The sequence below is a fragment of the Acidithiobacillus sp. YTS05 genome, from assembly GCF_024396695.1.
GTDB classification, from domain to species: Bacteria; Pseudomonadota; Gammaproteobacteria; order Acidithiobacillales; family Acidithiobacillaceae; genus Igneacidithiobacillus; species Igneacidithiobacillus copahuensis.
Map to the genome: position 1 here is coordinate 972,761 of NZ_CP094359.1, position 24,710 is coordinate 997,470.

20 protein-coding genes, 2 tRNA genes and 1 pseudogene are annotated in these 24,710 nt (G+C 60.9%); 19 read left to right on the forward strand and 4 right to left on the reverse strand.

Annotation, left to right across the window (positions count from 1 at the left end; genetic code table 11):
* Window positions 1-2: 2 nt before the first annotated feature.
* The 5 genes from gcvPA to MQE22_RS04910 are packed head-to-tail and all read left to right on the forward strand — an operon-like array spanning window position 3 to window position 6,607.
* Window positions 3-1,352 (forward strand): aminomethyl-transferring glycine dehydrogenase subunit GcvPA, encoded by a 1,350-nt coding sequence (gcvPA, locus tag MQE22_RS04890; RefSeq protein ID WP_215871914.1) that lies wholly within the window; start codon window positions 3-5, stop codon window positions 1,350-1,352.
* Window positions 1,352-2,770: an aminomethyl-transferring glycine dehydrogenase subunit GcvPB gene (gcvPB, locus tag MQE22_RS04895; protein ID WP_215871913.1), complete on the forward strand. Its 1,419-nt coding sequence runs from the start codon at window positions 1,352-1,354 to the stop codon at window positions 2,768-2,770. The genes gcvPA and gcvPB overlap by 1 nt, the downstream gene beginning before the upstream one ends.
* Complete coding sequence (locus MQE22_RS04900) at window positions 2,767-3,678, forward strand: AAA family ATPase (RefSeq protein ID WP_215871912.1); 912 nt, start codon at window positions 2,767-2,769, stop codon at window positions 3,676-3,678. Before gcvPB ends, MQE22_RS04900 begins: the two co-directional genes overlap by 4 nt.
* A complete protein-coding gene (locus tag MQE22_RS04905) occupies window positions 3,657-4,628 on the forward strand; it encodes a hypothetical protein (protein ID WP_215871911.1) in 972 nt (323 codons plus the stop codon). Before MQE22_RS04900 ends, MQE22_RS04905 begins: the two co-directional genes overlap by 22 nt.
* Window positions 4,625-6,607 carry a transglutaminase TgpA family protein gene (locus tag MQE22_RS04910; protein ID WP_215871910.1) on the forward strand — a complete coding sequence of 661 codons (1,983 nt, stop codon included), beginning with the start codon at window positions 4,625-4,627 and terminating at the stop codon, window positions 6,605-6,607. Before MQE22_RS04905 ends, MQE22_RS04910 begins: the two co-directional genes overlap by 4 nt.
* Here MQE22_RS04910 and MQE22_RS04915 read toward each other — a convergent pair.
* Together MQE22_RS04915 and fdxA are read right to left on the reverse strand one after the other, a co-directional pair.
* Window positions 6,540-8,240, reverse strand: a complete 1,701-nt coding sequence (locus MQE22_RS04915) for an ABC transporter ATP-binding protein (protein ID WP_255790191.1) — start codon at window positions 8,238-8,240, stop codon at window positions 6,540-6,542. The genes MQE22_RS04910 and MQE22_RS04915 overlap by 68 nt on opposite strands.
* The gene (fdxA, locus tag MQE22_RS04920) at window positions 8,237-8,560 is read right to left on the reverse strand and encodes a ferredoxin FdxA (protein WP_255790192.1); all 324 of its coding nucleotides are present in this window, start codon (window positions 8,558-8,560) and stop codon (window positions 8,237-8,239) included. The genes MQE22_RS04915 and fdxA overlap by 4 nt, the downstream gene beginning before the upstream one ends.
* Window positions 8,561-8,727: 167 nt before the next feature.
* Here fdxA and MQE22_RS04925 point away from each other — a divergent pair.
* The 4 genes from MQE22_RS04925 (at window position 8,728) to rdgB (ending at window position 10,937) form a co-directional block, all read left to right on the forward strand.
* Window positions 8,728-8,803, forward strand: a tRNA-Glu gene (locus MQE22_RS04925).
* Between the two features lie 112 nt (window positions 8,804-8,915).
* Window positions 8,916-9,602, forward strand: a complete 687-nt coding sequence (locus MQE22_RS04930; RefSeq protein WP_255790193.1) for a DUF481 domain-containing protein — start codon at window positions 8,916-8,918, stop codon at window positions 9,600-9,602.
* A gap of 10 nt (window positions 9,603-9,612) precedes the next feature.
* Window positions 9,613-10,347, forward strand: coding sequence for a ribonuclease PH (gene rph / locus MQE22_RS04935; protein ID WP_255790195.1), 735 nt, complete (start codon window positions 9,613-9,615; stop codon window positions 10,345-10,347).
* Window positions 10,326-10,937, forward strand: coding sequence for an RdgB/HAM1 family non-canonical purine NTP pyrophosphatase (rdgB, locus tag MQE22_RS04940; RefSeq protein WP_255790196.1), 612 nt, complete (start codon window positions 10,326-10,328; stop codon window positions 10,935-10,937). Before rph ends, rdgB begins: the two co-directional genes overlap by 22 nt.
* Here the strand turns inward: rdgB and MQE22_RS04945 are convergent.
* Window positions 10,934-11,812, reverse strand: coding sequence for a sigma-70 family RNA polymerase sigma factor (locus tag MQE22_RS04945; protein ID WP_255790197.1), 879 nt, complete (start codon window positions 11,810-11,812; stop codon window positions 10,934-10,936). The genes rdgB and MQE22_RS04945 overlap by 4 nt on opposite strands.
* Window positions 11,813-12,070: 258 nt before the next feature.
* On the opposite strand from MQE22_RS04945, the gene rpsU reads away from it, so the two are divergent.
* From rpsU to MQE22_RS04975, 6 genes are all read left to right on the forward strand, one after another.
* Window positions 12,071-12,286 (forward strand): 30S ribosomal protein S21, encoded by a 216-nt coding sequence (gene rpsU, locus MQE22_RS04950; RefSeq protein ID WP_215871904.1) that lies wholly within the window; start codon window positions 12,071-12,073, stop codon window positions 12,284-12,286.
* Complete coding sequence (locus MQE22_RS04955; protein WP_255790198.1) at window positions 12,286-12,732, forward strand: GatB/YqeY domain-containing protein; 447 nt, start codon at window positions 12,286-12,288, stop codon at window positions 12,730-12,732. Before rpsU ends, MQE22_RS04955 begins: the two co-directional genes overlap by 1 nt.
* Window positions 12,733-12,734: 2 nt before the next feature.
* Window positions 12,735-15,074, forward strand: coding sequence for an endonuclease MutS2 (locus MQE22_RS04960; RefSeq protein WP_255790199.1), 2,340 nt, complete (start codon window positions 12,735-12,737; stop codon window positions 15,072-15,074).
* Window positions 15,075-15,077: 3 nt separating this feature from the next.
* Window positions 15,078-16,814 (forward strand): DNA primase, encoded by a 1,737-nt coding sequence (gene dnaG, locus MQE22_RS04965; RefSeq protein ID WP_255790200.1) that lies wholly within the window; start codon window positions 15,078-15,080, stop codon window positions 16,812-16,814.
* Between the two features lie 77 nt (window positions 16,815-16,891).
* Window positions 16,892-18,790 (forward strand): RNA polymerase sigma factor RpoD, encoded by a 1,899-nt coding sequence (gene rpoD, locus MQE22_RS04970; RefSeq protein WP_255790201.1) that lies wholly within the window; start codon window positions 16,892-16,894, stop codon window positions 18,788-18,790.
* Between the two features lie 39 nt (window positions 18,791-18,829).
* Window positions 18,830-18,906: transfer RNA gene (locus MQE22_RS04975), tRNA-Ile, on the forward strand.
* A gap of 159 nt (window positions 18,907-19,065) precedes the next feature.
* Here the strand turns inward: MQE22_RS04975 and MQE22_RS04980 are convergent.
* A complete protein-coding gene (locus tag MQE22_RS04980) occupies window positions 19,066-19,671 on the reverse strand; it encodes a hypothetical protein (RefSeq protein ID WP_215871899.1) in 606 nt (201 codons plus the stop codon).
* Window positions 19,672-19,789: 118 nt separating this feature from the next.
* On the opposite strand from MQE22_RS04980, the pseudogene MQE22_RS13815 reads away from it, so the two are divergent.
* The 4 genes and pseudogenes from MQE22_RS13815 to cydC all read left to right on the forward strand — a co-directional run.
* A pseudogene (locus tag MQE22_RS13815) lies at window positions 19,790-20,017 on the forward strand (hypothetical protein); the annotation flags it as partial.
* Window positions 20,014-21,129: an FIST signal transduction protein gene (locus MQE22_RS04985; protein WP_215871898.1), complete on the forward strand. Its 1,116-nt coding sequence runs from the start codon at window positions 20,014-20,016 to the stop codon at window positions 21,127-21,129. The pseudogene MQE22_RS13815 and the gene MQE22_RS04985, both read left to right, overlap by 4 nt.
* 100 nt (window positions 21,130-21,229) lie before the next feature.
* Complete coding sequence (gene cydD, locus MQE22_RS04990; protein ID WP_215872028.1) at window positions 21,230-22,954, forward strand: thiol reductant ABC exporter subunit CydD; 1,725 nt, start codon at window positions 21,230-21,232, stop codon at window positions 22,952-22,954.
* Entirely contained in the window at window positions 22,944-24,710 is a 1,767-nt protein-coding gene (cydC, locus tag MQE22_RS04995; protein ID WP_215871897.1) for a thiol reductant ABC exporter subunit CydC, read from the forward strand. Before cydD ends, cydC begins: the two co-directional genes overlap by 11 nt.

Sequence of the window (24,710 nt, forward strand, 5' to 3'; positions counted from 1 at the left end):
ATATGCCGTACATTCCCCACGACAACGCCGAAACGGCGGCGATGCTGGAGGCGATCCGCGTCCCTCGCCTCGAAGATCTCTTTGACGAAATCCCGCCGGCTTTACAGAGCGATGTTTCCGCACTGCCCGAAGGGTGCAGTGAGGCGAGGCTGCGCCGGGAGATGGAAGAACGCGCGGCCGAACAGGCTCCGCTGCGTTGTTTCGCCGGCGCTGGTGCCTATGCACACCATATCCCCGCCATCGTCTGGGAGATCGCCCGACGCGGGGAGTTCTATTCGGCCTATACTCCGTACCAAGCCGAGGCCAGCCAGGGCACCCTGCAGCTTCTCTACGAATTCCAGAGCTTCATGACCCGGCTCACGGGCATGGAGATCAGCAACGCCTCCCTCTACGATGGCGCCTCGGCCCTGGCCGAGGCCTGCCTCATGGCCCTGCGCCTGCGTCCGGCGGCGCGGGAAATCCTCGTCCCTGAGGGGTTGTTGCCACACTGGCGGCGGGTGCTGGATGCGCTGCTGCCGATGCAGGGGATTCGTCTGCGCAGTCTGCCGCAGGATCCGCATAGCGGTCGCCTGCTGCTGCCCGAAGAGAATTTTCCCGAGGCGGCGGCGCTGATTCTGCCGCAGATCAATCGCTTTGGCCTACTGGAAGAGGTCGATGCGCTGGCGCACTGGGCGGAGTCCCACAACCTGCTGCGCATTGCCGTCGTCAACCCGCTGGCCCTGGCCCTACTCAAGGCGCCCGGGGACTGGGGCGAGCAGGGCGCCGATATCGTCGTGGGGGAGGGACAGCCCTTGGGCGTGCCTCTGGCGGCCGGTGGGCCCTACTTTGGCTTTTTGACTTGCCGGCGGGACTACGTGCGGCAACTGCCCGGTCGCCTGGTTGCCAAGACCGTCGACGCAGCAGGCCAGGTCGCCTACTGCCTGACCCTGCAGGCCCGGGAGCAGCATATCCGGCGTGCCGGAGCCACGAGCAACATCTGCACCAACCAGGGCTTGCTGGTGACGGCGGCTACCATTCATCTTGCCACTCTGGGGGCCAACGGCCTGCGCGCCGCGGCTGCGCGCGCGCATCAGCAGGCGCAGCGCCTGCGCGCCCTGCTAGCTAGGCTTCCTGGAGTAGAACTTCCCCACGCCGGGCCGGTGTTCAACGAGTTCGTGTTGCGCCTGCCCCGGCCAGCGCCAAGCGTCCGCGATGGCCTGCTTGCCCATGGGTTTCTTGCGGGGGTGCCGCTGATCGAGCTGAATCCGGCGGATGATCCCCACGATTTGCTGGTGGCCTGCACGGAATTGAGCGAAGACGAGGATCTAGACGGCTACGCAAGCGCGCTCGCTGGCGTACTGGGGGAGATGTGATGGAAGAAACGATTTTTGCTTGCCAACACGAAGAAACGCCGGCGGAACTGGAGCTGGCGATTCCCGCGCATCTGCTGCGCGATGATCTCCCCCTCCCCAATCCCTCCGAACTGGAGGTCTTGCGCCATTACACCCGTCTCAGTCAAAAAAACTTCTCCATCGATACCAATTTTTATCCCTTGGGCTCCTGCACCATGAAGTACAACCCGCGCATCGCCCACGAAGTGGCGACGCTGCCCGGTTTTTCCCGCCTGCATCCAGCGACCCCGGCGGTGGCTGCCCAAGGGTTGCTGCGTAATCTGGCAGAGTTACAGGGCTGGTTAGCGGAGCTGACCGGCATGGCGGCGGTGAGTCTGAGCCCTGCCGCTGGTGCCCAGGGGGAGCTTGCCGGGGTGGCGATGATCCGCGCCTATCATCAGGCGCGCGGCGATACCCAGCGGCAGCGCATGCTCATTCCCCAGGCGGCGCATGGCACCAATCCCGCCAGTGCCCGCATGGCCGGCTTTACGGTCACGGAATTACCCAATCTACCCAATGGAGATCTCGACCTCGATGCCTTGCGCGCGGCCCTGGGTCCGGATGTGGCCGGGATCATGCTCACCAACCCGTCCACACTCGGAGTCTTCGAGCGCCAGATTCAGGAAGTCGCTGCCCTGGTCCATGGCGCCGGTGCCTTGCTCTATTACGATGGTGCCAATCTTAACGCCATCCTGGGCCGGGTGAAGCCCGGCGAGATGGGCTTTGATGTGATGCACCTGAATCTGCACAAGACCTTCGCCACCCCCCATGGCGGAGGTGGGCCTGGCTCCGGGGCGGTGGCGGCGGCATCACGTCTGGCACCCTATCTGCCAGTACCTCGGGTCGTGGGCGAAGCCGGCTCCTATCGCTGGGAGAGCCATGCGGAGCGCCCGGAGAGTATTGGTCAGCTTAGTGCTTATGCTGGCAACATCGGCGTACTCCTGCGCGCCCATGCCTATGTCCGGCGCCTGGGACACGCCGGTTTGCGACGGGTCTCTGCCTATGCGGCCCTCAATGCCAATTATCTGATGCACGGCCTGCGGCGCCAGGGCTATACCGTGGCCTTTGCCGAGCGACGCGCTACGCATGAGTTCATCATTTCTGTGCAGGACCTACACAAGGCCAGCGCGGTGCGGGCCCTGGATGTCGCCAAGCGTCTGCTCGATTTTGGTATCCACGCGCCGACCATCTACTTCCCTCAGTTGGTACCGGAATGCCTGCTCATCGAGCCCACGGAAACCGAAAGCAAGGCAAGCCTGGATCGCTTCCTGGAAGTGATGGCGCAGATTCGTCGGGAGGCGCTGGAGGAACCCGAGCTTCTGCGTAACGCACCGCATGATCTGCCGGTGCGGCGCGTCGACGAAACCCTGGCGGCCCGGCGCCTGCAGGTCGCGGAGTGACGGAAACGAGCCCCGCTGCGCTGCTGCGGCAGCTCGCACAGATCGTTCTCGACAAAGAACCCCAGATCCGTCTGGTGCTTACTGCCCTGATTGCGGGCGGACATGTGCTTCTGGAAGACTTGCCCGGACTGGGCAAAACCACCCTGGCCCTGGGGCTCGCACGCTCGCTGAATCTCGCCTTTGCGCGCCTGCAGATGACGGCAGATACGCTGCCGGGGGATATTCTCGGCAGCAGTTTCTACGATCCCGCGCAGCAGGCCTTCGTCTTTCGCCGCGGCCCCATTTTTCACTCTCTATTGCTCATCGACGAGATCAATCGCGCCCCACCGCGGGCGCAGTCGGCCCTCATGGAGGCTATGGCCGAGGGACAAGTCTCCCTGGAAGGGGCGAGTCATCCCTTGCCCAACCCGTTTTTCGTCATTGCCACCCAGAACCCGCAAGAGTTTGATGGGGTATTTCCCTTGCCAGAAAACCAGTTGGATCGGTTTTTGTTGTCGCTCTCTCTTGGGTACCCAAGTCGGATGGCAGAAGAACGTCTACTGCAGGGGGAGGCCCTTGCGCCAGAGGCAGTGCCAGCCCTGGCAACGGAGGCGACCTTGCTGGACTGGCAAAGAAGCGCACGACAAGTCTTCCTGAGCCCTGAGATTCGCGCCATGTTGCTTGACCTCGCCGAGTATAGCCGCCGGGAAAGCAGCCTGCGCTTTGGTGTTTCCCCCCGTGGGCTCTTGGCTTTACAGGCAGCGCTGCGGGGCTGGGCCTTTTTGCAGCAGCGGGATTTTGTCGCGCCGGAAGATCTCCCGGCCGTAGCCCCCGCGGTATTGGGACACCGTCTGCGCTGGCGTGATCCTGGCGAACCGCGTGTCCAGCTGGCAGGACTGTTGAAACAATGCTGGGGTTTGGGCGGGTAAAACGGCGGGAGGTAAAACTCTCCCGCGCGGGCAAACTCTTTGTGGCATTCACCTTGGCAGTAGGCTTTGCCGCCGTGAATACCGGCAACAACATGCTGTTTCTACTGGTGTCGATGATGCTGGCGCTGATGATTCTGTCGGGTCTTGCGGCCTTACTGAATCTCCGCGCTCTGGACGTTTCCCTGCTTCCGGGACAATTGTTGACGGTGGATGAACCGGGACAGCTTCGCTTCCGAATCGTCAATCCGCATCCCTGGACGGTCTGGTTGCTGGAGCTGCGTCTGCCCCCGGCGCACGGGCAAATCGCCAGACTGCCTGGGCGCGGTAGCAGCGAGCTGGTCCTGACTTGGTGCCCAGAGCAGCGCGGGCCGCTGCTCCTGCCGCAGCTCTTGCTCGGGTCCTCGTTTCCGTTTGCCTTCGTCTGGCGCGGGCAGCAGATCGATCTTCCCGATGCCGATGCTCCCTGGGTCGCCCCCGCTGCCGCGGACAGCTACGCCTCGGTGGCGCCAGACCGGGATACGGAAGCCCGCGCGCAGCACGAGCAGTGGCAGGGAAGCGGCGAGGTGATTGCCCTGCGCCGGCGTTTGCCCAACGAGAGCCTCAACCGCGTCTATTGGCGGCGCAGTGATTGGCGGGGCGGTTTTCTCCTGCCGCCGGCATTGCCGGTCCTGCAACGTGAGGAAGAAGAGAGCAGCGTTGTGGTCTTCGATTATCATGCGCCAGAACTGCAAGACCGCGACCATGAACAGCGTCTTTCCGCGCTGCGTGCCGGGCTGGAACGCGCACAGTCGCAGCCTATGCGCTGGCGCCTTCTGCTGCCGTCCGGAACCTGGCAGGGACGTGGCCCCAGTGGCTACCGAGAGGCATTGTGGGCGCTGGCACGGCTGGCGCCGTTTCCGATCTTGTCCATCATTGCAAAAAAACGGCGGCGCTGGCGGTTTTGGCAATGAAGATGCCAACTCTCATCCCCACCTTGCTCTTGATGATTGGCGCGATCCTCTTTCTCGCCCTGGAGCATCTTGCCTGGCAATGGCCGACTCTACTTTGGGTCTTGGCCGAACTTTGGGTGATTCTGCGGGGCGGTGCGTTGCCGTTTGCCACATTGAAGGGTGGCACGCGTTTTCTGATCACCATCGCGCTCCTCTCGCTGGCAATTTTTACTGCGGGCTGGGGCAACTGGCTGGAAATGGGTGCAGCGGCCCTCTATGTGCTCCTCGCCGTCAAGACCCTGGAGCTACGGGGTACCCGAGACCTATTTCAGATTGCTGCACTGCTGTTGCTGGGTATGGGGCTCGCGGCCTGGGTCCGGGTGGATCTCGCCCTGGGGATCTATTTCCTGCTCGAACTGTTCCTGTTGCTGCTGGCGTTACTCTGGCAGGGGTTTCTCGATGCCCGGCGGGAAGAGGGAAGAGCGGTGGCGAGCGCCGATCTACTCCGCCTCCTGCTTTTTTCCGTCCTCTTTCTGCTTCTTCTTTTGCCGATCATGGGGCTGTTCTTTCTCTTGCTGCCGCGCACGCCTACACCGCTGTGGCATTGGGGAGGCGGTATCGGGGCTGCAGCCAGCGGCTTCTCGCCCAGCCTTGATCCGGCGCATATCCAGTCACTGCAACTTGATCCTGCCGTCGCCTTTCGCGCCCAGATCCAGGGGCCGTCTTTGCCTGCCGAGCAGATGTATTGGATGGGGGCAATTCTCTGGCAGGACGATGGTGGCGTCCGCTGGCAGCCCGGTCCTGCACTCGGCATGGATTGCCGGAATACCGGGCAAGCCGTGTGGCAGCAGAAAATCCTCCTTAGCCCCGGTCATCATGACTACCTCTTTGCCCTGAGCAATCCACTGCGTTTCGCCAGTCCTCTGCCGCTTCAGCAAAACGCCTCTGGTATCCGCCTGCAGAGCGCGCAGGATGGTGCCTTGCGCTACGATGCCTGGTCGGCCAGATCCGACCACTGTATTTCCCCAGCGCAACGGCAGGCAGCCTTGCAAGTCCCTGCCCAGATCGATCCGCAGATCCTGCGCCTGGCCAAACGCCTGCGCGGCGATACCCCGGAACAGACAGCGCAAAGGATCATGACTTGGCTGCGTGGTCCTTCTTTCCATTACAGCCTGCAGGCCCCAGCGGCCTATCCCCAGGGGCAAAGTCTGGCCGACTTTCTTCTGCACAGCCACACCGGCTTCTGTGAATATTATGCGGCAGGTCTCGCCACGTTGCTGCGCCTGGATGGTGTGCCCGCCCGGGTGGTGGTCGGCTACCACGGGGGGCAGTATGACGCATACGGTGATTTTTGGGTGGTGCGGCAAAGCATGGCGCATGCCTGGGTACAGGCCTGGTTGCATGGCGAGTGGGTCTTGCTCGATGCCACACCTGCTGCCAGCGGGGGAGAGGCAAGGGGAGACGGCATTGCCACGGCCGGGGAGCAATTATCGACTGGCGGACAGCTCTGGAGCTGGCTGCAGTGGGAATGGCTGAACTGGGTGATCAACTTCAGTCCCGCCAAACAGCGGGAGGCCTGGGTGGCTGCCGGTAGCCTGCTGCAGGGAGGGACCCAGGAGCGCCACTCAGCGGCACTGGACCTGCATCAGCAATGGTCTGCTACCTGGCTCTGGTATCTATTGCTGCCGCTGTTCGTCGGACTGTTCTGGTGGTGGCGACGCACGCGCAGCCTGGAGAACGATTCCGCCGCGCGCTACCGGCGGCGGGTGATTCGCCTGCTGCAACGCAGGGGATTGCGTGATCTCCGCCCGGGGCAGGAGGCGATCTGGTTGCAGCACTTGCCCCTGGCGGAACCCGAGTGCGATAAACTGTATGCGGCAATTCTCCGGCAGCGCTATGGCCGTCATCCCGACGCTGCTGGTGAGCAGGAGCTCAGGTACTGGCTGCGCAAGGTACCGCGCTGGCGCCGGAGAGAATACGCCCGCGCTCCAGGCGAATGACCTGGTCTGCCAGCGTCAGGCTGGCCTCCCGATGCGCCGCGACAATGATGGTTATCCTGCCGCGCAAGTTCGCCAGGGTGTCCAGGATGCGTTGCTCGCTCTCGCTATCGAGGGCACTGGTCGCCTCATCGAGCACCAGAAAGGGCCGTCGCTGGTACAGGGCGCGGGCAATCGCCAAACGCTGGCGCTGGCCGCCGGAGAAGTTGCTGCCATGTCCGTGCACCGCCGTATCCAGGCCGCCGGCGTCCTGCAAAAACTCCCAGCAGTGCGCAGCGCGTGCGACATCTTCCGCCCGCTTACGATCCGCCTGGGGATCGGCATAGGCGATATTCTCCAATACGGTGCCGGAAAACAGCAAGGGCTCTTGCGCCACATAGGCAAAATGCTGGCGATAGCTACGTAGGGAAAATTCGCGGGCGGGCCGCTCGCCAATCCAGATCTCTCCGGCATCGGCCGGCAGCAATCCCAGGATGACCCGTAGCAGACTGGTTTTGCCGCTGCCACTGGCGCCCGCAATGGCGGTGAAACTGCCAGCAGGGATCACGATGTCGAGGTCCTGCAGTACCGTTTCACCGCCATAGCGCAGGCGCAGATCGCCGCAGCGCCAGGACCCCGCACTTGTCTGCGGGGCTTGCTCCGTGGCGCTTGTCGTCTCGGCTTCCTGGTCCAGCCAGTGAAACAGTCGGTCTGCGGCGGATAGCCCCTGCTGCAACTGATTGTTGGCGGAGGAGAGCTGACGCAGCGGCTCGTAGACCATGGCCAGGGCGGTAAGAAAGGCAAAGAAAGCGCCCGTTGTCATCGCCCCGCTCACCACCTGATGACCGCCGAGATAGATGGTAACGGCAATGCCGAGGGCGGCAATCAGCTCCATCACCGGCGTGCTGGCTTTTTGGATGCGGACGATGCGCATCATCAGCTGGTAGTAGATCTGCGCCAGTCCCGCAAAGCGCCGCGCCTCGAAGTCTTCGGTACCCTGGCTCTTGATGACCTCCACCCCGCGCAAGCTCTCGGCAAACTGACCCAGGATGTCGCCCATCTGCTCCTGCTGTTCATGTCCGCGGCGGCGCAGACTCTGCCCGAAGCGAATCAATGGATAGAAGGCCAGGGGCAGGGTGCCGAGGCTGATCAGTGCCAGCGACCAGCTCATATAAAATGCGACGCCGATGAGGGCGAGGATCTGCACGCCGGCGAGAAAAAAACGGGCGAGTACGGAAAGGCTCTGCTGCAGCAGGGTCAGATCCAGACTCATGCGTGACAGGGTGTTGCCCTGGCTTTGTTGCAGCAGGGCCGGCAAGGGCAGGCGGAGGGTGTGGGCGTAGAGCTGCTCGCGCAGCTGGCGCAGGATGTTTTCCTCCATGCGCGCCAGGATCACCCCACCGGAGTAGTCAGAAAACCCCTTGATGGCATAGATGGCGATGACCAACAGCGGCAGCCACAGCAGCATCGCCGCCTGGCGGTCGATGAAGATATGGTCGAGTATGGGTTTGACGACATAGGCGCTCGCACCACTGGCGAGGCCCGAGAGGGTCATGAAAAACAGCGCCGTGACGATGGAGCCGCGATAGGGCTGGAACAGCTGCAAAAACCGCCGGAAACTGGCGGAGCGCAGCCAACTCCGCCGCTGACCTTTCACTCTTCGAGCAGGGCCCGTTTGTCTTGCACTTGTGCCCATTCATCGGCATCGGCAGGGGCATCCTTCTTTTGGATGATGGCCGGCCAGACCTTCGCCAAGCGGGCGTTGATGGCAATGAATTCCTCCTGGCCCTCGGGCAAATCATCGTCGCGAAAGATGGCCGCTGCCGGACACTCGGGCTCACAGAGCGTGCAATCGATGCACTCATCAGGGTCGATGACCAGGAAATTGGGTCCTTCGCGAAAACAATCCACGGGACACACGTCCACACAATCCGTGTATTTACATTTGATGCACGACTCGGTAACCACGTAGGTCATAGACAAGGGCTCCTGATTCTATAATGGGCTATGCCACGAATAGCCGCATATTCTATCCTACGCGCTGGCATTTTGCCTACTGCATGAAATTCCTTCAGTCCGGTGGATCGCTTGCACAGGGTCCTGGTGATGGTGTATCTTTTGCGCCTCTTGAATCTGAGGCCATCGCTCCCATCGTCTAGTGGCCTAGGACACCGGCCTCTCACGTCGGTAACAGGGGTTCGAACCCCCTTGGGAGCGCCAAAACAAGGTTCTTTTGGTATCTCGCGCCAAACATGCTAGGGTGCTTTTGGTATTTGGCCAGGCGGGGGGAATCTTGCGGAAAATTGCGCTGTCGGTTCTATCGATATCGGTCTTGAGTACATCAGCGTCGGCCTGGGCAGCATCAGCGTCGCAGCCGCAGGGATTCAGCGGCAACGTTGGCCTGGGATTCAGCAACAGTACCGGTACCAGTCAAGCTCTCAGCATCAATACGGAAGATGCCCTGAATTGGCTGCGGGGGCCGTGGTCCAACGATACTTCCCTCGCTTACAATTACGCCCGCAACAGTGGCGAGGTGTCTGCCGATCGTCTGGCCGTGGGCAACAGTACCAAATACCGTTGGCGAAAAAATACCTACGCATTTGGCACGCTGGATTACGTGCGCAACCATTTTGACGGCTATTTTTATCGCGTCGATGAATTTGCTGGTATTGGTCATTATCTATATCCAGACGAGAACATGCGGCTGGCCCTGCAGGCCGGTGTGGGTGCCCGGGAGTCGCATCGCATCGGCTATGCCGCTGTCATCAATCCCATTGCCCAGCTTGCCGCCAAATATCGCTGGCAGATCAGTAAGGGTGCGGTTTTGACCGAGGATCTGGAGGCGGTGCTGGTGGATGGAGGTGCCAACACCTACCAGTCACTTCTGGGGCTGAATACTCCCCTGGTGGGTGCTCTGGGCATGCGCTTTTCTTTTCTGGCGACTTACAATACCCAGGTGTCCGTCGGCTACAAGGAACTCAATACGCTCACCGCGGTGAATCTGGTTTACCATTTCTGAGGGAGAAGCTATGCGTCATTCTGGTCGCGCCGGCGATGAATTACGCCCATTGCATGCGGAAAGAGGCTACACCAAGCATGCTGAGGGTTCTGTACTGATCGGTTTTGGCGATACTCGTGTCTTGTGTACGGCGACCGTCGAAGAAAAAACCGCGCCGTTTCTGCGCGGTTCCGGGCAGGGCTGGATTACCGCAGAATACAGCATGCTCCCGCGGGCGACGCATACCCGCATTTCCCGAGAGGCCGCCAAGGGCAAGATTGGCGGGCGCACTCATGAAATTCAGCGACTCATTGGCCGTAGCCTGCGCGCAGCAATCGATCTCAAGGCTCTGGGAGAGCGCACGATCTGGCTGGACTGTGATGTCCTGCAGGCCGATGGTGGCACCCGCACTGCCAGCATCACGGGCGCCTGCCTTGCCTTGGCCGAGGCCATCGACGGTCTCTTGCAGCGCGGCGTCCTGACCAGCAATCCCTGGCGTCATTGGATAGCTGCGGTATCCGTGGGTATCGTGGCGGGAGATCCCGTGCTCGATCTCGACTATGCGGAAGACAGCTCGGCCGAGGTCGATCTGAATCTGGTCATGACCGATACCGGACACTTTGTCGAATTGCAGGGTACCGCCGAGGGAGACCCGTTTTCTGCTGGGCAGATGGCGGATATGCTGCTTCTCGGGCGCAAGGGGATTGACGAAATCATTGCCTTCCAGCAACAGGTGTTTCCCGCTTGGTCGGTACCGGCACGCTAGTACTGGCGTCCCGCAACGCCGGCAAACGGCGGGAGCTGGAGCCGGCCTTTGCGGCCCTCGGTTTGCACCTGCTCGACCTGGAACAGTTGCAGATCGAGAGTCCGGAAGAAACAGCATCGACTTTCCTGGAAAATTCCTTGTGCAAGGCACGGCACGCTGCCCAACACTGCAATCACTGGGTGCTTGCCGAGGATTCGGGGCTCTGTGTTCCGGCGCTCGATGGTGCGCCCGGAGTACGCTCTGCCCGCTTTGCTGGCGATAGCGCCTCCGATCGGGAGAATAACGAATTACTACTGCAACGCATGCAGCACCTGAGCGCCAGGCAGCGCGATGCGTATTTTTTGTGCGTGATGGTGTTGTTGCGCGGCCCAGAAGATCCTGATCCGCTCTTTGCTCGCGGCATCTGGCAGGGAGAGATTGCCGCCAGGATGCAAGGGGAGGGGGGCTTTGGTTACGATCCCATCTTTCTGCCCCGTGGCGTAGCGGGGCGCAGCGCAGCGCAATTATCGCTGCAAGAGAAACAAGCCTGTAGTCATCGCGGGCAAGCGCTACGGAAGCTGCTGGCGGAAATGCAGCAGCGCGTTGCTTAGGGCGTCTCGTCTTCCCAGCCGCTATCTACGAGCAATTGCCGCAACTTCCCGAGAGCGCGGACCTGCAACTGGCGCACTGCTTCGCGGCTGACGCCAAGGCGTTCGGCCACTGCTTCCAGGGTCATCGGGCTGTCACCGTGTAGGCCAAAGCGATAGATCATCACCTCGCGCTGCTTGGCATTGAGCTCCGACAAGAATCCGCGAAGGGCTCGCGCGCAGGATTCGCGGTCGTATTCCTGACAGGGGGAGGCCATCACCCCATGATCTGATCGATCCGGTGGAAACCTTCCTGCGTTTTCCTCGTCGAGAGAGGAAACCCGGATATCGGCAAATTCCAGGGCGCGCACGGTACTCTCGCGCACGCCCAGGGCCTCAACGCGTTTTTGCCGAATCTCATCGCTGCTGCTCAAAGCGCTTTCGTCTTCCCTTTGCGTGTGAGCATGCAGCGATTTTGCTAGATAATCAGGGAGGCGAATGAAGCGCGAGCGAATCAGGGCCCGTTGCATGGCTTCGCGAATCCACCAGGTAGCATAACTGGAAAAACGCGTACCGAGGCCCTCCCGATAACGTTCGGCGGCCCGCATCAGACCCATGTAGCCTTCCTGAAAAAGATCCTCTTGGCTGAGACCCTTGTTCCGGTAGCTGCGGGCAATGGAGCGGACCAGCGGCATGTGTGCGGCGATGAGCGATGCGCGGGCGCTGTCATCGCCTCGGCGCAGCCGCTGGATCAGGCTGGCCTCCTGCTGCGCACTGAGAAATGGGCCGGACTCGGCGATGGTGTCCACCGGGATTTCCGGCGCTGCCGCTTGGGGCAGATCCGGTATCTCCGGGGCAAACTTCGATGCAGTTTTCTTCGCGCTGTGGGTCTTTGGCATACAATCTCCGAGAGGGTTACCGATCCTGTAGAACCGAGTTCAACATTGTCAGCTAATATCCTAATTCGACGAAGTTTCTTTCACGGTGTATTAGGAACCTCTGGCGTAGTCATGTCAAGAAACTGTTGCGCCTGTAACAATAGTGTGTTGCGCTTTGGATGATAGTAATGAATCTGCGGCGATGTTTTGACTCATCATCTACGAGCGGGTATCCTTCTGCGCCTCTAGACCAGCCTTTTTGGAGAGGACCAGCTTTTCATGCCAACCATTCGCGTCAAAGAAAATGAACCCTTCGAAGTTGCCCTGCGCCGATTCAAGCGCTCTTGCGAGAAAGCCGGTGTGCTGACGGAAGTTCGTCGTCGTGAGTTTTACGAAAAGCCCACCGAAGAGCGCAAGCGCAAGGCCGCGGCAGCGCGCAAGCGGTCTCTCAAGCGGATGCGGCGCCAGCAGATGCGTTTGGTGCGGATGTACTGATGTCCCTGCGCGAGCAGATTCAGGAAGACATGAAGGCGGCGATGCGCGCCCGAGATACGGAGCGCCTCGGGACCATTCGCATGCTGCTTGCCGCTATCAAACAACGGGAAGTCGACGAGCGTCGGGAACAGAGCGACGTCGATGTCCTGACGGTGGTCGAAAAACTCATCAAGCAGCGCAAGGAATCTGCGCGGCAGTTTCGGGAAGGCGGCCGTCCCGAACTGGCAGAGAAGGAAGAGGCCGAGATTGTCTTTTTGCAACCTTACCTGCCTGCAGCCCTCAGTGATGCCGAAATCGATGCGCTGATCCGCGCCGCGGTCACCGAGAGCGCTGCCCAGGGGCCACGCGACATGGGCAAAGTACTCGGTATCTTGCGCCCACAGGTACAGGGCCGCGTCGATATGGCGGTCCTTTCCGAAAAGGTCAAGGCACAGCTCAGCGCCTGAATATGGAGTCGGGGATCGCTGCGCCCGGGAGTCCCGACGCGCTGCGGCTGGCAGCGCAGAACGCCCTGGAGTTACCTCGCCTTCGTCAGCACTGGCTCGACCGCTGCGCCCACATCTATGCCAGGCGCTATGTCTCGAGCCTAAATCCCGCGGTCTCTGCGCAAGAAGTCCGCCAGCGTCTGGAGCGCAGCGCGGCCTTGCAGCGGCGGCTTGCTGATGGACCGGAGATGCCGGTCGCGGAACTTCCGGATATCACGGATCTTGTCCTGCTCGCCAGTCGTCCCGCCGCCGTCCTCACCGGGATGGAACTGGTGCGGGTGCGCCGGGTCCTTGAACTGGCGGCGGAGTATGCCCGTTTTCTGACGGTTGCAGAGGATGTTCTCAGCAGCGACGCGGAACTCCTGGTACCGAATGGCGTTCTTCTCGGTCGGCTCCAGAGCGGACTCGATGTGGATGGCGTATTGCTGGATAGCGCCAGTCCGGAACTTGCACGGCTTCGTCAACAGCTGCGGATACAGCGCGCGCAGGTGCAACAGCAGCTCAAGGGGTTGCTGCAGGAACGGGAGCGGCGGGACATCTGGCAGGATCCGCATGTAGTGCAACGCGGCGGACGTTTTCTTTTGCCGGTCAAGGCCAACTTCAAGGGACGTTTGCGCGGCATTGTGCACGACCGCTCGGCGAGCGGTGAGACGCTCTTCATCGAACCGCTGGCGGTGGTAGAGCAGAATAATCTGCTGGTCGAATCAGAGGCGGCACAGCGTCAGGAAGAGGAGCGTATCCTGCGCTCCCTCACCACCCTGCTGGGGAGCGAGGCGCAGCGGCTGCAGCTCGCTCTCCAACGCATGGGGCGCCTGGAGGCGGTCCGCGCCGGGCTGGAGCTGGGTGCGGTCTGGGACGGAACGATCCCGCTGCTGCGCGACTCGCCGTCCTTTTGTCTGCGCGCCCTGCGTCATCCCCTCCTGGTCCTGCGGCACGGCAGCGCGGTTGTGGCCAACGACCTCGCGCTGGGTAGCGAAGCCAAGCAGCTTCTGATTACTGGGCCCAATACCGGCGGCAAGAGTGCCTTGCTCAAGGCGGTCGGGCTGGTGCATCTGGCAGGCTATCTCGGCTTGCCCATCCCGGCGGAGGGTGAGCTGGGATATTTTTCTTCCCTCTATGCCGTTATTGGCGATGCCCAGGACCTGCAGGCCGATCTCTCCAGTTTTTCCGGGCAGATAAGGCAGGTGCGCGACCTTCTTGCGCAGGCGAGCTCGAACAGCCTGATACTCCTGGACGAACTGGGTAATGGCACCGATCCGCGCGAGGGTGCGGCGTTGGCACAAGCCGTGGCCGCCAGTCTGCGCGACCGTGGCGTGGTCACCATACTTACCAGTCATATGGCAGTGCTCAAGCGCTATGCCTTGCGCGAGGACGGAGTGCTCCTGGGTGGCATGGGTTTTGACATCGAGCAGCTGCGGCCGACCTATCGCCTGCAGTTGGGGCGTGCCGGTGCGAGTCAGGGCCTGCTGATCGCGCGCAAGATCGGTCTACCAGATCAGGTCATGGCCCTGGCGGACGCAATTCACGCTGGCGAACAGGAACATTGGGAAAGTTGGGAGGACCGTCGTGACGCCCTGCTGCGCGCCGCTGAAGAGCAGGCGGCCCGGGCGCAGGCGGCCGCCGAGGAGCAGGATCGTTTGCGTGCGCAATTGCGCAGAGAGGTAGAAAAGGCAGCGGCCCTGCGTTTACGCGCGGAGGACGAGGCGCGTCAGGAATGGCAGAAAATGCTTGCCGAAGCGCGGGCGCAGGTGCGCGCCGCCATTGCCGGGCTCAAGCAAGGGCGCGATACCCAGGCGGCAACGGTTACTCTCGATCGACTCGACCAGCAGCTTGCTTCGCCAGCTTCGCAAGCGCCAGCGCTGCCGGCTCCGGGAACCCGTGGTCTGTTCCTGCCGCTGCGGCAGGTGGTGGAGGTACGGCGTCTGGACGCAAGCGGGCAGCGCCTTCAGGTCGATCTGCGCGGCAAGCAGTTGTGGATTCCTCTGCAGCAGTTCCAGCCGGACGACAAACTTGCCCTGCCGAAAGAACAGGGGCGTAGCCAGTATGTTGCGCCGGAGGAGCATCCCTGGCGCCTCGATCTCCGCGGTCAACGGCGTGATGTTGCCGAAGCGGCCTTGTTACGCCATCTCGACGCCGCAGTAGCGGCCGGACGCAGTCAGGTGGAAGTACTGCATGGCAAGGGCAACGGCGTCCTGGCCGAACTGGTACGCGAATTTGCCGAGCAGGATCCGCGGGTAGTGGCATGGCGTATGGCGCGCCCCGAGCATGGCGGTGGCGGCGTGTCGGAATTGGAACTACGCTGAAACATGGCCCGTTACGCCCGGCAAGTCATCGACAGTGTCATCGAGCGCACCGATCTGGTCCGCCTGATCGATGCCCGCGTCCCTCTCAAGAAAAAAGGCAAGGATTATTGGGCCTGTTGTCCTTTTCATCACGAAAAAACCGCATCCTTTTCGGTCAGTTCCGACAAGCAGATTTATTACTGCTTTGGCTGTCACGAACACGGCAATGCCCTCGATTTTCTCATGGCCTACGAGCGCCTCAGTTTCCCGGAGGCGTTGGAAATGCTTGCCGATCAGGCTGGCATAGAGTTGCCAAGGGACCAGCAGGCGGTAGAGCCAGACCGGCGTCTACCGGCTTTGCGGGATATGTTGGAGCGGAGTCTGGAAGTGTATCGGCAGGCTCTGGCGCAGGCACCCCAGGCGCAGCAGTACTGGCAATCGCGTGGAGTAAGCGCCCAGACTATCGCGGACTTTGGCCTTGGCTACGCGCCGGAGGGGCAGCGCATCCTGGGACAGTTGGGAAAATCGCCAGAGGATCGCGAGCTGCTGGTCGACGCCGGTATTTTGGGGAGGGCTGATGATGGGCGGCTCTATGAGCGTTTCCGTGGCCGCGTCATCTTTGCCATTCGCGATGGCCGTGGGCGCCTTTGTGGTCTGGCCGGACGCAGTATCGACGGTCGCGAACCCAAGTATCTCAATTCCCCCGAGACCCCGCTCTACCACAAAGCGCAAGTCCTGTTTGCCCTGGATCGCGCACGCGCAGGGATTCGTCGCACCGGGAAGGTGCTCCTGGTCGAGGGCTACCTGGATGTCATTACCCTGCACCAGGCGGGAATTGATAATGCCGTGGCGGCGAGTGGCACAGCGCTCGGTGAAACCCAGTTGGAGACCCTGTTTCGTGCCAGCAGCGAAGTGATTCTCTGTTTTGATGGGGATCGTGCTGGCCGAGCCGCAGCGCAGCGAGCCGTGGCCCTCAGCCCGACGCATCTGCGCCCCGGTCGTTTGCTGCGGGTACTCTTTCTGCCCGAGGGGGAAGATCCGGATTCTCTCCTGCGACATCAAGGTGCCGAGGTCTTTACCCAGCTGCTTGCCGGTGCCCGGCCTGCAGTCGATGTCTTTCTGGAATTTCTGGCGACGGAATATGATCTGCGGCAGGGAGATGAGTTGGCGCAGTACCGACACCAGGCCCGTGCTTTCCTCGACAAGCTCGCCGACCCAGATCTGCGCGAGGTCTATCGGCAGCGCTTGCAACTGGTGTCCGATGTACCGCCGGTGGCTGCCGGGGGCGGTTCGCCGTTGCGGGTCCGCAAGCCGACGAGTTGGCGCGGTGAGTGGGCCCGCTGCCTTGCCCTTTTTCTGCGCAATCCGGCGGCGCCTGCCTGGGCTGCCCTCGATCGTGCGCTGTTGCAGCGTTTTGCCGGTGAGCGCGCAGAGCTTGCCGCCCTCGCTCGCGCCCTTGAAATTTCTGCCAGTATCCCACATCTAAGTAGCCAGGCGTTATGTCTGGCATTGGCCGAGGAACCCGATGGTGAGCGCTATTTGGCCCTGGCAATGGCGGGTGATAGCGAGGCGGAGGTGGCAGAGGAGTTAGAAATTGACAAAACGTTGGCGCGAGCGAATGCAGAATTGCGGCGTCTGCGCAGCCTCTCGCTTGGCAGGCTCGGCGATCGCGCCGGAATTGGTGCCCTGAGCCCCGAGGAGCGCGCAGAGCTGCGGCAACATTTACAGCAGAAACGCGGGATGAAGACCGCGAGGAGCTAGGAAACCATGCCTGGCATCTTTTCATCTTCCTTGGTTTTTTTCTATAATGGACGGCTATGCGTGCCGTTGGATCCTCTATGACAGACAACGAAACTTCTTTGGATGCAGAATCCCAGCGTTCCGAACTCAAGGCCCTGATTGCACGGGGCAAAGAGCAGGGATATCTGACCTATCGCGAGATCAACGATCTCCTGCCGGAGGAAATCTTCGATCCGGAGCAGATGGAAAACGTCATTTCCATGATCAACGACATGGGGATCGAGGTTTTTGAAGAAGCCCCGGAAGATGATGGCCTCCTCCTCGGCGATAGTGAGGGCGGGGCGGTTATCGCCTCGCAGGAAGTGGAAGAGGCGGCGGAAGAAGCCCTGGCGGTGGTGGAGGCCGACATTGGCCGTACCAGCGATCCCGTGCGCATGTACATGCGCGAGATGGGCAGTGTCGAACTTCTCACCCGCGAAGGCGAGATCGAAATCGCCCGCCGCATCGAAGATGGACTTCTTCAGGTGTTACGTGCGGTATCCACCTGTCCCACCACGATCGCTTTGCTTCTGGAGGCAGCGGAACGGGTGGAACGTGGGGAGCTGCGCCTCGATGAAGTCGTCGATTCCTTCATTGACCCCAATGCCATCGAAGAAAGCGCCGAGGCCGAAGACGAAGACCTCCGTCTGGAGGCCGGTGACGAGAGCGCCGACGAGCAGGATGACGAGGACGAAGAGGACGGTGGCTTGTCTGCGGCAGACAAAGGACCGCAGATGGAAGAAGCCCTGGAGCGCTTTGCTGCGATTCGTGCCGATTACGAAGTATTGATGGCGTTGCGAGCAAAAGGTGCAGGGCGCAGTGCCGAATATCAGGAGCAACGTCAGGTGCTGGCGGCGCGCTTTCTGGAGATCAAGCTCAATGTGCGGCAGATCGACCTCATGGCCGACGCCTTGCGCGCCCTCACCGAAGAGGTGCGGCAAGCCGAGCGCAGGGTCATGCATCTGTGCATCGAACGTGCCGGATACCCGCGCAAGGACTTCGTGCGGAGTTTCCCTGGACGAGAGAGCGATCCCACCTGGCTCGATGAGCAGATTGCTCTGGGTAAGGGCTTCTCCACCAAGTTGCAGGCCATGCGGGAGGACATCCTTGCCGTTATGCAGCGCATGGGCAACATCGAGGATCGGGCCGGCTTGCCTATTGCCGAAATCAAAGAGGCCAGTCGGCTGATGTCCATTGGTGAGGCCAAGGCCCGCCGGGCCAAGAAGGAGATGGTCGAGGCCAACCTGCGTCTGGTCATTTCCATTGCCAAGAAGTACACCAACCGTGGTTTGCAGTTTCTCGATCTGATTCAGGAAGGCAACATCGGTCTGATGAAGGCCGTCGATAAGTTCGAGTATCGTCGCGGCTACAAGTTTTCTACCTATGCGACTTGGTGGATTCGCCAGGCGATCACCCGTTCGATTGCCGATCAGGCGCGCACCATCCGCATCCCGGTGCACATGATCGAGACCATCAATAAGCTGAACCGCATCAGTCGCCAGATGTTGCAGGAAATGGGGCGTGAGCCGAGCCCGGAAGAGCTTGCCGAGCGCATGGAAATGCCGGAAGACAAGATCCGCAAGGTGCTCAAGATCGCCAAGGAGCCCATTTCCATGGAGACCCCGATTGGGGATGATGAAGATTCGCACCTTGGTGACTTCATCGAAGATCGCAATGTCCCGGCACCAACGGATTCCGCAATCCATGCAGCCATTCGGGAAGTGGTGGAAGAGCTTCTCGACAACGGCCTCACTCCGCGCGAGGCAAAGGTATTGCGGATGCGTTTTGGCATCGGCATGAATACCGACCACACGCTGGAAGAAGTCGGTAAGCAGTTCGACGTCACGCGAGAGCGTATTCGGCAGATCGAGGCCAAGGCCCTGCGCAAGCTGCGCCATCCCTCGCGCTCCGATCGCCTCAAAAGTTTTGTGGATGGTGAAGTTACCATCCTCAACTGATGTTTTTGTGCGCCCCTCCGGCGAGGAGCGCACAGCATTGGGCCTATAGCTCAGTCGGTTAGAGCAGGGGACTCATAATCCCTTGGTCCTAGGTTCGAGTCCTAGTGGGCCCACCAATAAAAACAGGCGGTTAGGATGGTCTCCTAGGTGTCTTTGCTTTTTCATGTAAGCGCTATGTAAGCATCAGGGAGAAAACTAGGCAGCCCACCGCCGTCGCGGTGACGGGTCGCGGGCTCTGGTGCTTAGATAAAGTTCTTGTATCATGCGGCGCAAAATTAGGCCCCGCCAGTAGGGTGAACGTCCAGAACCAAGTCCCCTGCGATTATTCGCTGCTCAAAGGTGAGACCGTCATCTCTCGCATCCTTGCGCAAATCCAATGACGGCCCCGCGCTCAGCTCATCCATGATCAGATTCTCATGAGTGCGATTAGACAGGCCGGTTTTCAAGGCAAGCGGATCCGTGGCTTGCACCACGGCCCCTTCGAGCAACATCGCAGCAACGGCGCTCGTGTCAGCATACTTCGGGTTGTTATTTTCAACCGAAAGCATTACCGACATCACCTTTGAATGAAAAATTGACATCTGGATATTTGCGGTCGTGCCAACGGGTACCCCAACCAGGTCGCAAGTGTAGAACGCCGCAGTAGCCGACGGCCCATTTCTGCGGCAGTGGGTCACCGACGCAACGCGGCCCGCATGCGTTGGACCTGTGAACATCCCGGTGTATCTGGCAGGATGTGCTAGGTCGACCTGAAGTCTGTCCAGGATTTGTTGGCCAGAGTATGCAAATCCTGACGGGGTAGGAGAATGGATGTCATCCGCATACGCATGCATCCCAAGCGAGAGCCCGAAACCAAGCGCGGCGATGTTCCTGAGCTTCATAGGTCTCATCTCCTAAAGTCTGCCTGTACAATTGGGCAAGAAGCGGCAAGTACGCAACAAGCGTCTGGCTGAGCCAGGTATAGGTGGCTAAGCATGCTCGCACTCCAAAGAACCGCTCAAGCTGGTGATTGTGCGGGGTATGTGGCTGAGCGGCTTCAATGCGCCCAGAATGCATACCATGTACATCGATAAGCCCACGCACAGTCTCGTGCATCTCGTTCAAAATTCGGCTGCTACGCTCCGGTGCGATAGAGTTTCAGCAGAGGGTGAGGTGCTTCTTTTGCCCCTTGCCGGTCGGCCCCGTACAATATCGGTTTTCGGCGCAGGATCAGAACGCAGCTCATGAATATTCCATTCCCTTATGGCCATGCCGCCGCAGAGCAGTGGTCCGACGCTTTGCAGCAGGCCCTGGATAGCTGCGATTGGAGGTCATTCCCCAGTACCCTGGGGTTTTTGTATGTCAACGAGGCCTATGAAGCGGCGCTGCCGGAAATTTTGGCCGCGCTGCAGCAATCCACCGGCGTCCAGGATTGGGTCGGCTCGGTGGGAATTGGCGTCGCGGCCACCAATCATGAATACCTCGATGTTCCTGCGCTGGCCCTGCTGTTTACCGATATTCCCAAAACGGAATATCGCCTGTTTGCCGGCATGGATGCCTATGGTAGTGGGGAATTGCAGTTGGACGATGGTCGTCCGGCGGCCTTGGCTATTGTGCATGGTGACGCCCACAGCCAGGACTTGCCTGAGCAGGTGCGGCATTTGGCGGCACGTTGCAGTACGGGCTTTGTGATGGGCGGGGTAACTAGCTCGCGGCAACAGGGGGCGCAGATTGCCGGGCGTGCTCTCCATGGTGGCTTGAGTGGCGTGGCGTTTTCTGACGACGTAGCGATCCGCACCGGCTTGAGTCAGGGGGTCACGCCCATTGGTCCAGTACACCGGATTCAGGAGGCGGAGCGTAACATCGTCGCTACCCTGGATCGGCGTCCGGCCTTGGAGGTTCTCTACGAGGAGGTTGGCGAGGTCCTGGCGCGCGATATTCGTCGCGCTGCTGGTTTCATTTTTGCTGCTCTTCCATTGCCCGGCTCGGATCGTGGTGACTACCTGGTGCGAAACCTGGTGGGAGTGGATGAGCAGCACGGCCTGGTAGCTATTGGTGAGTACGTCGAGACGGGGGGCGAACTGCTGTTTTGCAAACGCGATGGCGACAGTGCTGTGGCGGATCTGCAGCGCATGCTCACGGATTTGCGTAGATTGACGGCAGAGCGTGTCCTTCGCGGAGCGATCTATGTATCCTGCCTGGGACGTGGAGAAAATCTCTTCGGTGCCAATTCTGCGGAGTTGCAGCAGATCAGCGCGGTGCTCGGCGAGGTGCCGCTGGTGGGATTCTTTGCCAATGGTGAGATCTACCACGACCGTATCTATGGCTATACCGGCGTCTTGACCCTGTTCCTGGCATAGTTCATCAGGGAATTCTCATCCATGCTATACTTTCGGCCGTGCAAATACAGAAAGGCAAATAGAGACCGTGGCTAAAGCGGAGCGCATCGATCAGCGACTGATGAAGACCGGCAAAGGGGCTCGAGGCGCGCTCTACTTTGCCATTGGTCTCGGCCTTGTAGCTGGCTTACTGATCATTCTCCAGGCCTGGATACTGGCCCACATCGTCAACGACGTGTCATTTCATGGTTTGGGGATGGCGGCGGTATCCGGATTTTTGGCCGCCTTGCTGGGTCTTTTCGTGCTGCGCGCGGGGCTGTCCTGGGCAGCAGAGATCGTTGCCTTTCGTGCCAGCGCCAGCATCAAGACGCAACTGCGGCAAGAACTCCTGCAGCACCTCTTTCGTCGCGGGCCAGTGGCGCTGGCAGGGGAGCGGGCAGGCGACATCGCGAGTACCCTGATGGAAGGCATCGAGGCGCTGGAACCGTATTTTTCCCGCTATCTGCCGCAGATGGCTCTGGTGAGTCTGGTCCCCGTGGCCATTCTCGTATTCGTCTTTCCAGTAGACTGGATCAGTGGTCTGATTCTGCTGATCAGTGGTCCATTGATCCCCTTCTTCATGGTCCTGGTCGGTTATGCCGCAGAAGCTATCAACCAGCGGCAGTGGCGTCAGATGCTGCTGATGAGTGCCCATTTTCTCGATACCCTGCAGGGTCTGACCACCCTCAAGATCTTCGGACGGGCCAAGGACGAGATCGAGATCGTCGCCCACATCTCCGAAAACTACCGCCGCAGCACCATGGCTGGCCTGCGAGTGGCTTTTTTGACCTCGGCAGTGCTGGAGTTCTTCGCCAGTCTTTCGATTGCCCTGGTCGCGGTATCTCTGGGGGCGCGCCTGCTGCAGGTGCATGCCTCCGTAGATTTTTACGCGTCGTTCTTTGTATTGCTGCTGGCGCCAGAGTTTTTTGCGCCCCTGCGCGGCCTGTCTACCCATTACCATGCGCGTATGAGCGCGATTGCCGCAGCCAAACGCATCTTCGAAATTCTCGATGCTCCGGCGCCAACAGCGACTAATAGCGGGCAGGAATTGGCGGCGTCGTCAACGCCGCTGACGATCGAGTTGCGGGATCTGCATTTCCGCTATGCTCCGGAAGACGCCGAAGCCTTGGCTGGCTGTACCGCCAGCTTTCCTGCTGGTAGTTACACCGCCATTGTTGGCGCGAGTGGCGCCGGCAAGAGTACCGTAGCGAATGCCATTCTCGGTTTTGTGCAGCCCGATACCGGGACGATTCTGGTTGATGGCCAGGACCTGCGCGGCATCGATCGCAATGCCTGGCATGCGCAACTGGCCTGGATCCCCCAAAGCCCGCGCCTTTTTTACGGCAGCATCGCCGACAATCTCCGCCTGGTGAAGCCACAGGCAACGGATGCCGAATTGCGCCAGGCGGCGCAGGACGCCCATGCTCTGGAATTCATCGAGCGTCTGCCGCAATCCTGGGACACGCGCATTGGCGATCTTGGACAGGGTCTGTCGGGCGGGCAGATTCAGCGTATCGCCCTGGCCCGTGCCTTTCTCAAAAATCCCCGCCTGCTCCTGATGGATGAGGCCACGGCCAATCTGGACATGGAAAGCGAATCTCTCTTTCTCGATTCATTGGAAAAACTGCGGCAGGGACGCACCGTAATCGTCATCGCCCACCGTTTGGCCACGGCGCAGCGCGCCGAGCGCATCATCGTTATCGATGCGGGACGCGTGGTCGAAACCGGAAGCCACCAGGAGTTGCTGGCGCAGGGCGGGGCCTATGCGCGTTTGGTGGATGCTTATCGGGGGCGTCATGGCCAATAATCGTGATCTTTGGCGTTTGTTGCGCCTCTTTGCGCCTTACCGCTGGTGGATGCTCGGCGGCGCTCTGCTGAGTCTGCTGACCATTCTCGCCAACTTTGGCCTGATGACCTTGTCTGGTTGGTTTCTGGCCAGTGCCGCCCTGGCCGGACTGGGGGGCTGGGCCACCCTCAACCAGTACAATTTCTTTTTGCCGGCCGCTGGCGTACGAGCCTTTGCCACCACTCGCGTCCTTTCCCGCTGGCTGGAGCGTATTGTCACCCACGAGGCCACCTTTCGCCTGCTTTCCAGGCTGCGCGTCTGGTTCTACACCCGTATCGAGCCGCTGGCCCCGGCAGGGCTGCAAGGGTTCCGCTCTGGCGACCTGCTCTCGCGCTTGGTCGCCGATATCGACACCCTCAACAATTTCTATCTGCGGGTATTCACGCCCTTCCTGGTGGCAGGACTGGCAACCCTTCTCATGGCCGGCTTTTTTGCCCTCTATGTCTGGTCGATCGGTCTCGCGCTCTTTGTGCTGCTGGCACTCACCGGCCTGTTGCTGCCACTGCTCAGCGAGCGACTCGGCGCGCGCAGCAGTGCCGAGATCACCCGCATCCAGGCGGAGATGCGCACCCAGATCGTCGACGCCCTGCAGGGCATGGGGGAGATCCTGACGGCCAATGCCGCCGGGCGTGTCCAGGAGCAGCTTTTACAAGAGAACGCAGCGCTGCTGGAGCGGCAGCGGCGCCTTGCCGGGGTGGCCGGAATCGGCACGGCAGGCATGAGTTTCATGGCCAATCTTACCCTCTGGGTGATTTTGCTGCTCGCGATTCCTCTGGTGGCAAGGCACTCCCTACCGCCAGCGCAGTTGCCCATGTTTGCCCTGGGCACAATGGCCGCCTTCGAGGCGGTGTTGGCGCTGCCTCTGGCCTTCCAGTTTCTCGGGCAGACGCGGGCCGCGGCCAGGCGCATCTTCGAGATTGCCGACCAGGAACCGCTCTTCCCCGACGCGCCAAAACCATTGCCCGAACCTGCCAACTTCGATATCGAGATTCACGACCTGCACCTGCGCTACCCCGAGGCCCCCGAAGACGCCCTGCGGAGCCTCGACCTGCAGGTTCGCCAGGGGGAGCGGATTGCTATTCTCGGGGCTACGGGAGCGGGCAAGAGCAGTATCGCCAATCTGCTGCTGCGTTTTTATGACTATCAGGCGGGCTCGGCGCGGCTGGGCGGTCAGGAACTGCGTGACTATCCCGGCGATCAGTTGCGCCAATACTTTGCCTTGCTGTCGCAGCGCAGCCATCTCTTTCACAGTACCATCCGCGATAACCTGCTGCTGGCCAAGGGTGATGCGGAAGAGGAAGAACTCTGGGCGGCATTGCGTCAGGCGCAGCTGGCCGAGTTTGTGGAGGGCTTGCCGCAGGGTCTGGACAACATCGTCGGCGAGGGCGGCGTGAATCTCTCTGGCGGACAGGCGCGGCGTATTGCCATTGCCCGTACCGTCCTCAAGAACAGTCCCATTCTGATTCTCGACGAACCGAGTGAAGGGCTCGATGCGCTCACCGAGGCGAAATTTTTGCAAGATTTACGCCGTCTGATGCAGGGGCGGACAGTGATCTACATCACCCACCGCCTGTTGGGCTTGGAGGATATGGATCGTATCTATGTTATGGCCGAAGGGCGGGTACAGGAGAGCGGGAGCTACGCGGAGTTGCTCGCCCGGCCCGACAGTCTTCTGCACCGCTTCGCCCAGCTTGGCGGCACCCTCATCGATTCCTGA

What these genes read in the sequence shown, in the direction of transcription:
- gcvPA (WP_215871914.1), top strand. Translation starts at nt 3, where the DNA reads ATGCCGTACATTCCCCACGACAACGCCGAAACGGCGGCGATGCTGGAG.
- gcvPB (WP_215871913.1), top strand. Translation starts at nt 1,352, where the DNA reads ATGGAAGAAACGATTTTTGCTTGCCAACACGAAGAAACGCCGGCGGAA.
- MQE22_RS04905 (WP_215871911.1), top strand. Translation starts at nt 3,657, where the DNA reads ATGCTGGGGTTTGGGCGGGTAAAACGGCGGGAGGTAAAACTCTCCCGC.
- MQE22_RS04910 (WP_215871910.1), top strand. Translation starts at nt 4,625, where the DNA reads ATGAAGATGCCAACTCTCATCCCCACCTTGCTCTTGATGATTGGCGCG.
- fdxA (WP_255790192.1), bottom strand. Translation starts at nt 8,560, where the DNA reads ATGACCTACGTGGTTACCGAGTCGTGCATCAAATGTAAATACACGGAT.
- rph (WP_255790195.1), top strand. Translation starts at nt 9,613, where the DNA reads ATGCGTCATTCTGGTCGCGCCGGCGATGAATTACGCCCATTGCATGCG.
- MQE22_RS04945 (WP_255790197.1), bottom strand. Translation starts at nt 11,812, where the DNA reads ATGCCAAAGACCCACAGCGCGAAGAAAACTGCATCGAAGTTTGCCCCG.
- rpsU (WP_215871904.1), top strand. Translation starts at nt 12,071, where the DNA reads ATGCCAACCATTCGCGTCAAAGAAAATGAACCCTTCGAAGTTGCCCTG.
- MQE22_RS04955 (WP_255790198.1), top strand. Translation starts at nt 12,286, where the DNA reads ATGTCCCTGCGCGAGCAGATTCAGGAAGACATGAAGGCGGCGATGCGC.
- MQE22_RS04960 (WP_255790199.1), top strand. Translation starts at nt 12,735, where the DNA reads ATGGAGTCGGGGATCGCTGCGCCCGGGAGTCCCGACGCGCTGCGGCTG.
- dnaG (WP_255790200.1), top strand. Translation starts at nt 15,078, where the DNA reads ATGGCCCGTTACGCCCGGCAAGTCATCGACAGTGTCATCGAGCGCACC.
- rpoD (WP_255790201.1), top strand. Translation starts at nt 16,892, where the DNA reads ATGACAGACAACGAAACTTCTTTGGATGCAGAATCCCAGCGTTCCGAA.
- MQE22_RS04980 (WP_215871899.1), bottom strand. Translation starts at nt 19,671, where the DNA reads ATGAAGCTCAGGAACATCGCCGCGCTTGGTTTCGGGCTCTCGCTTGGG.
- MQE22_RS04985 (WP_215871898.1), top strand. Translation starts at nt 20,014, where the DNA reads ATGAATATTCCATTCCCTTATGGCCATGCCGCCGCAGAGCAGTGGTCC.
- cydD (WP_215872028.1), top strand. Translation starts at nt 21,230, where the DNA reads ATGAAGACCGGCAAAGGGGCTCGAGGCGCGCTCTACTTTGCCATTGGT.
- cydC (WP_215871897.1), top strand. Translation starts at nt 22,944, where the DNA reads ATGGCCAATAATCGTGATCTTTGGCGTTTGTTGCGCCTCTTTGCGCCT.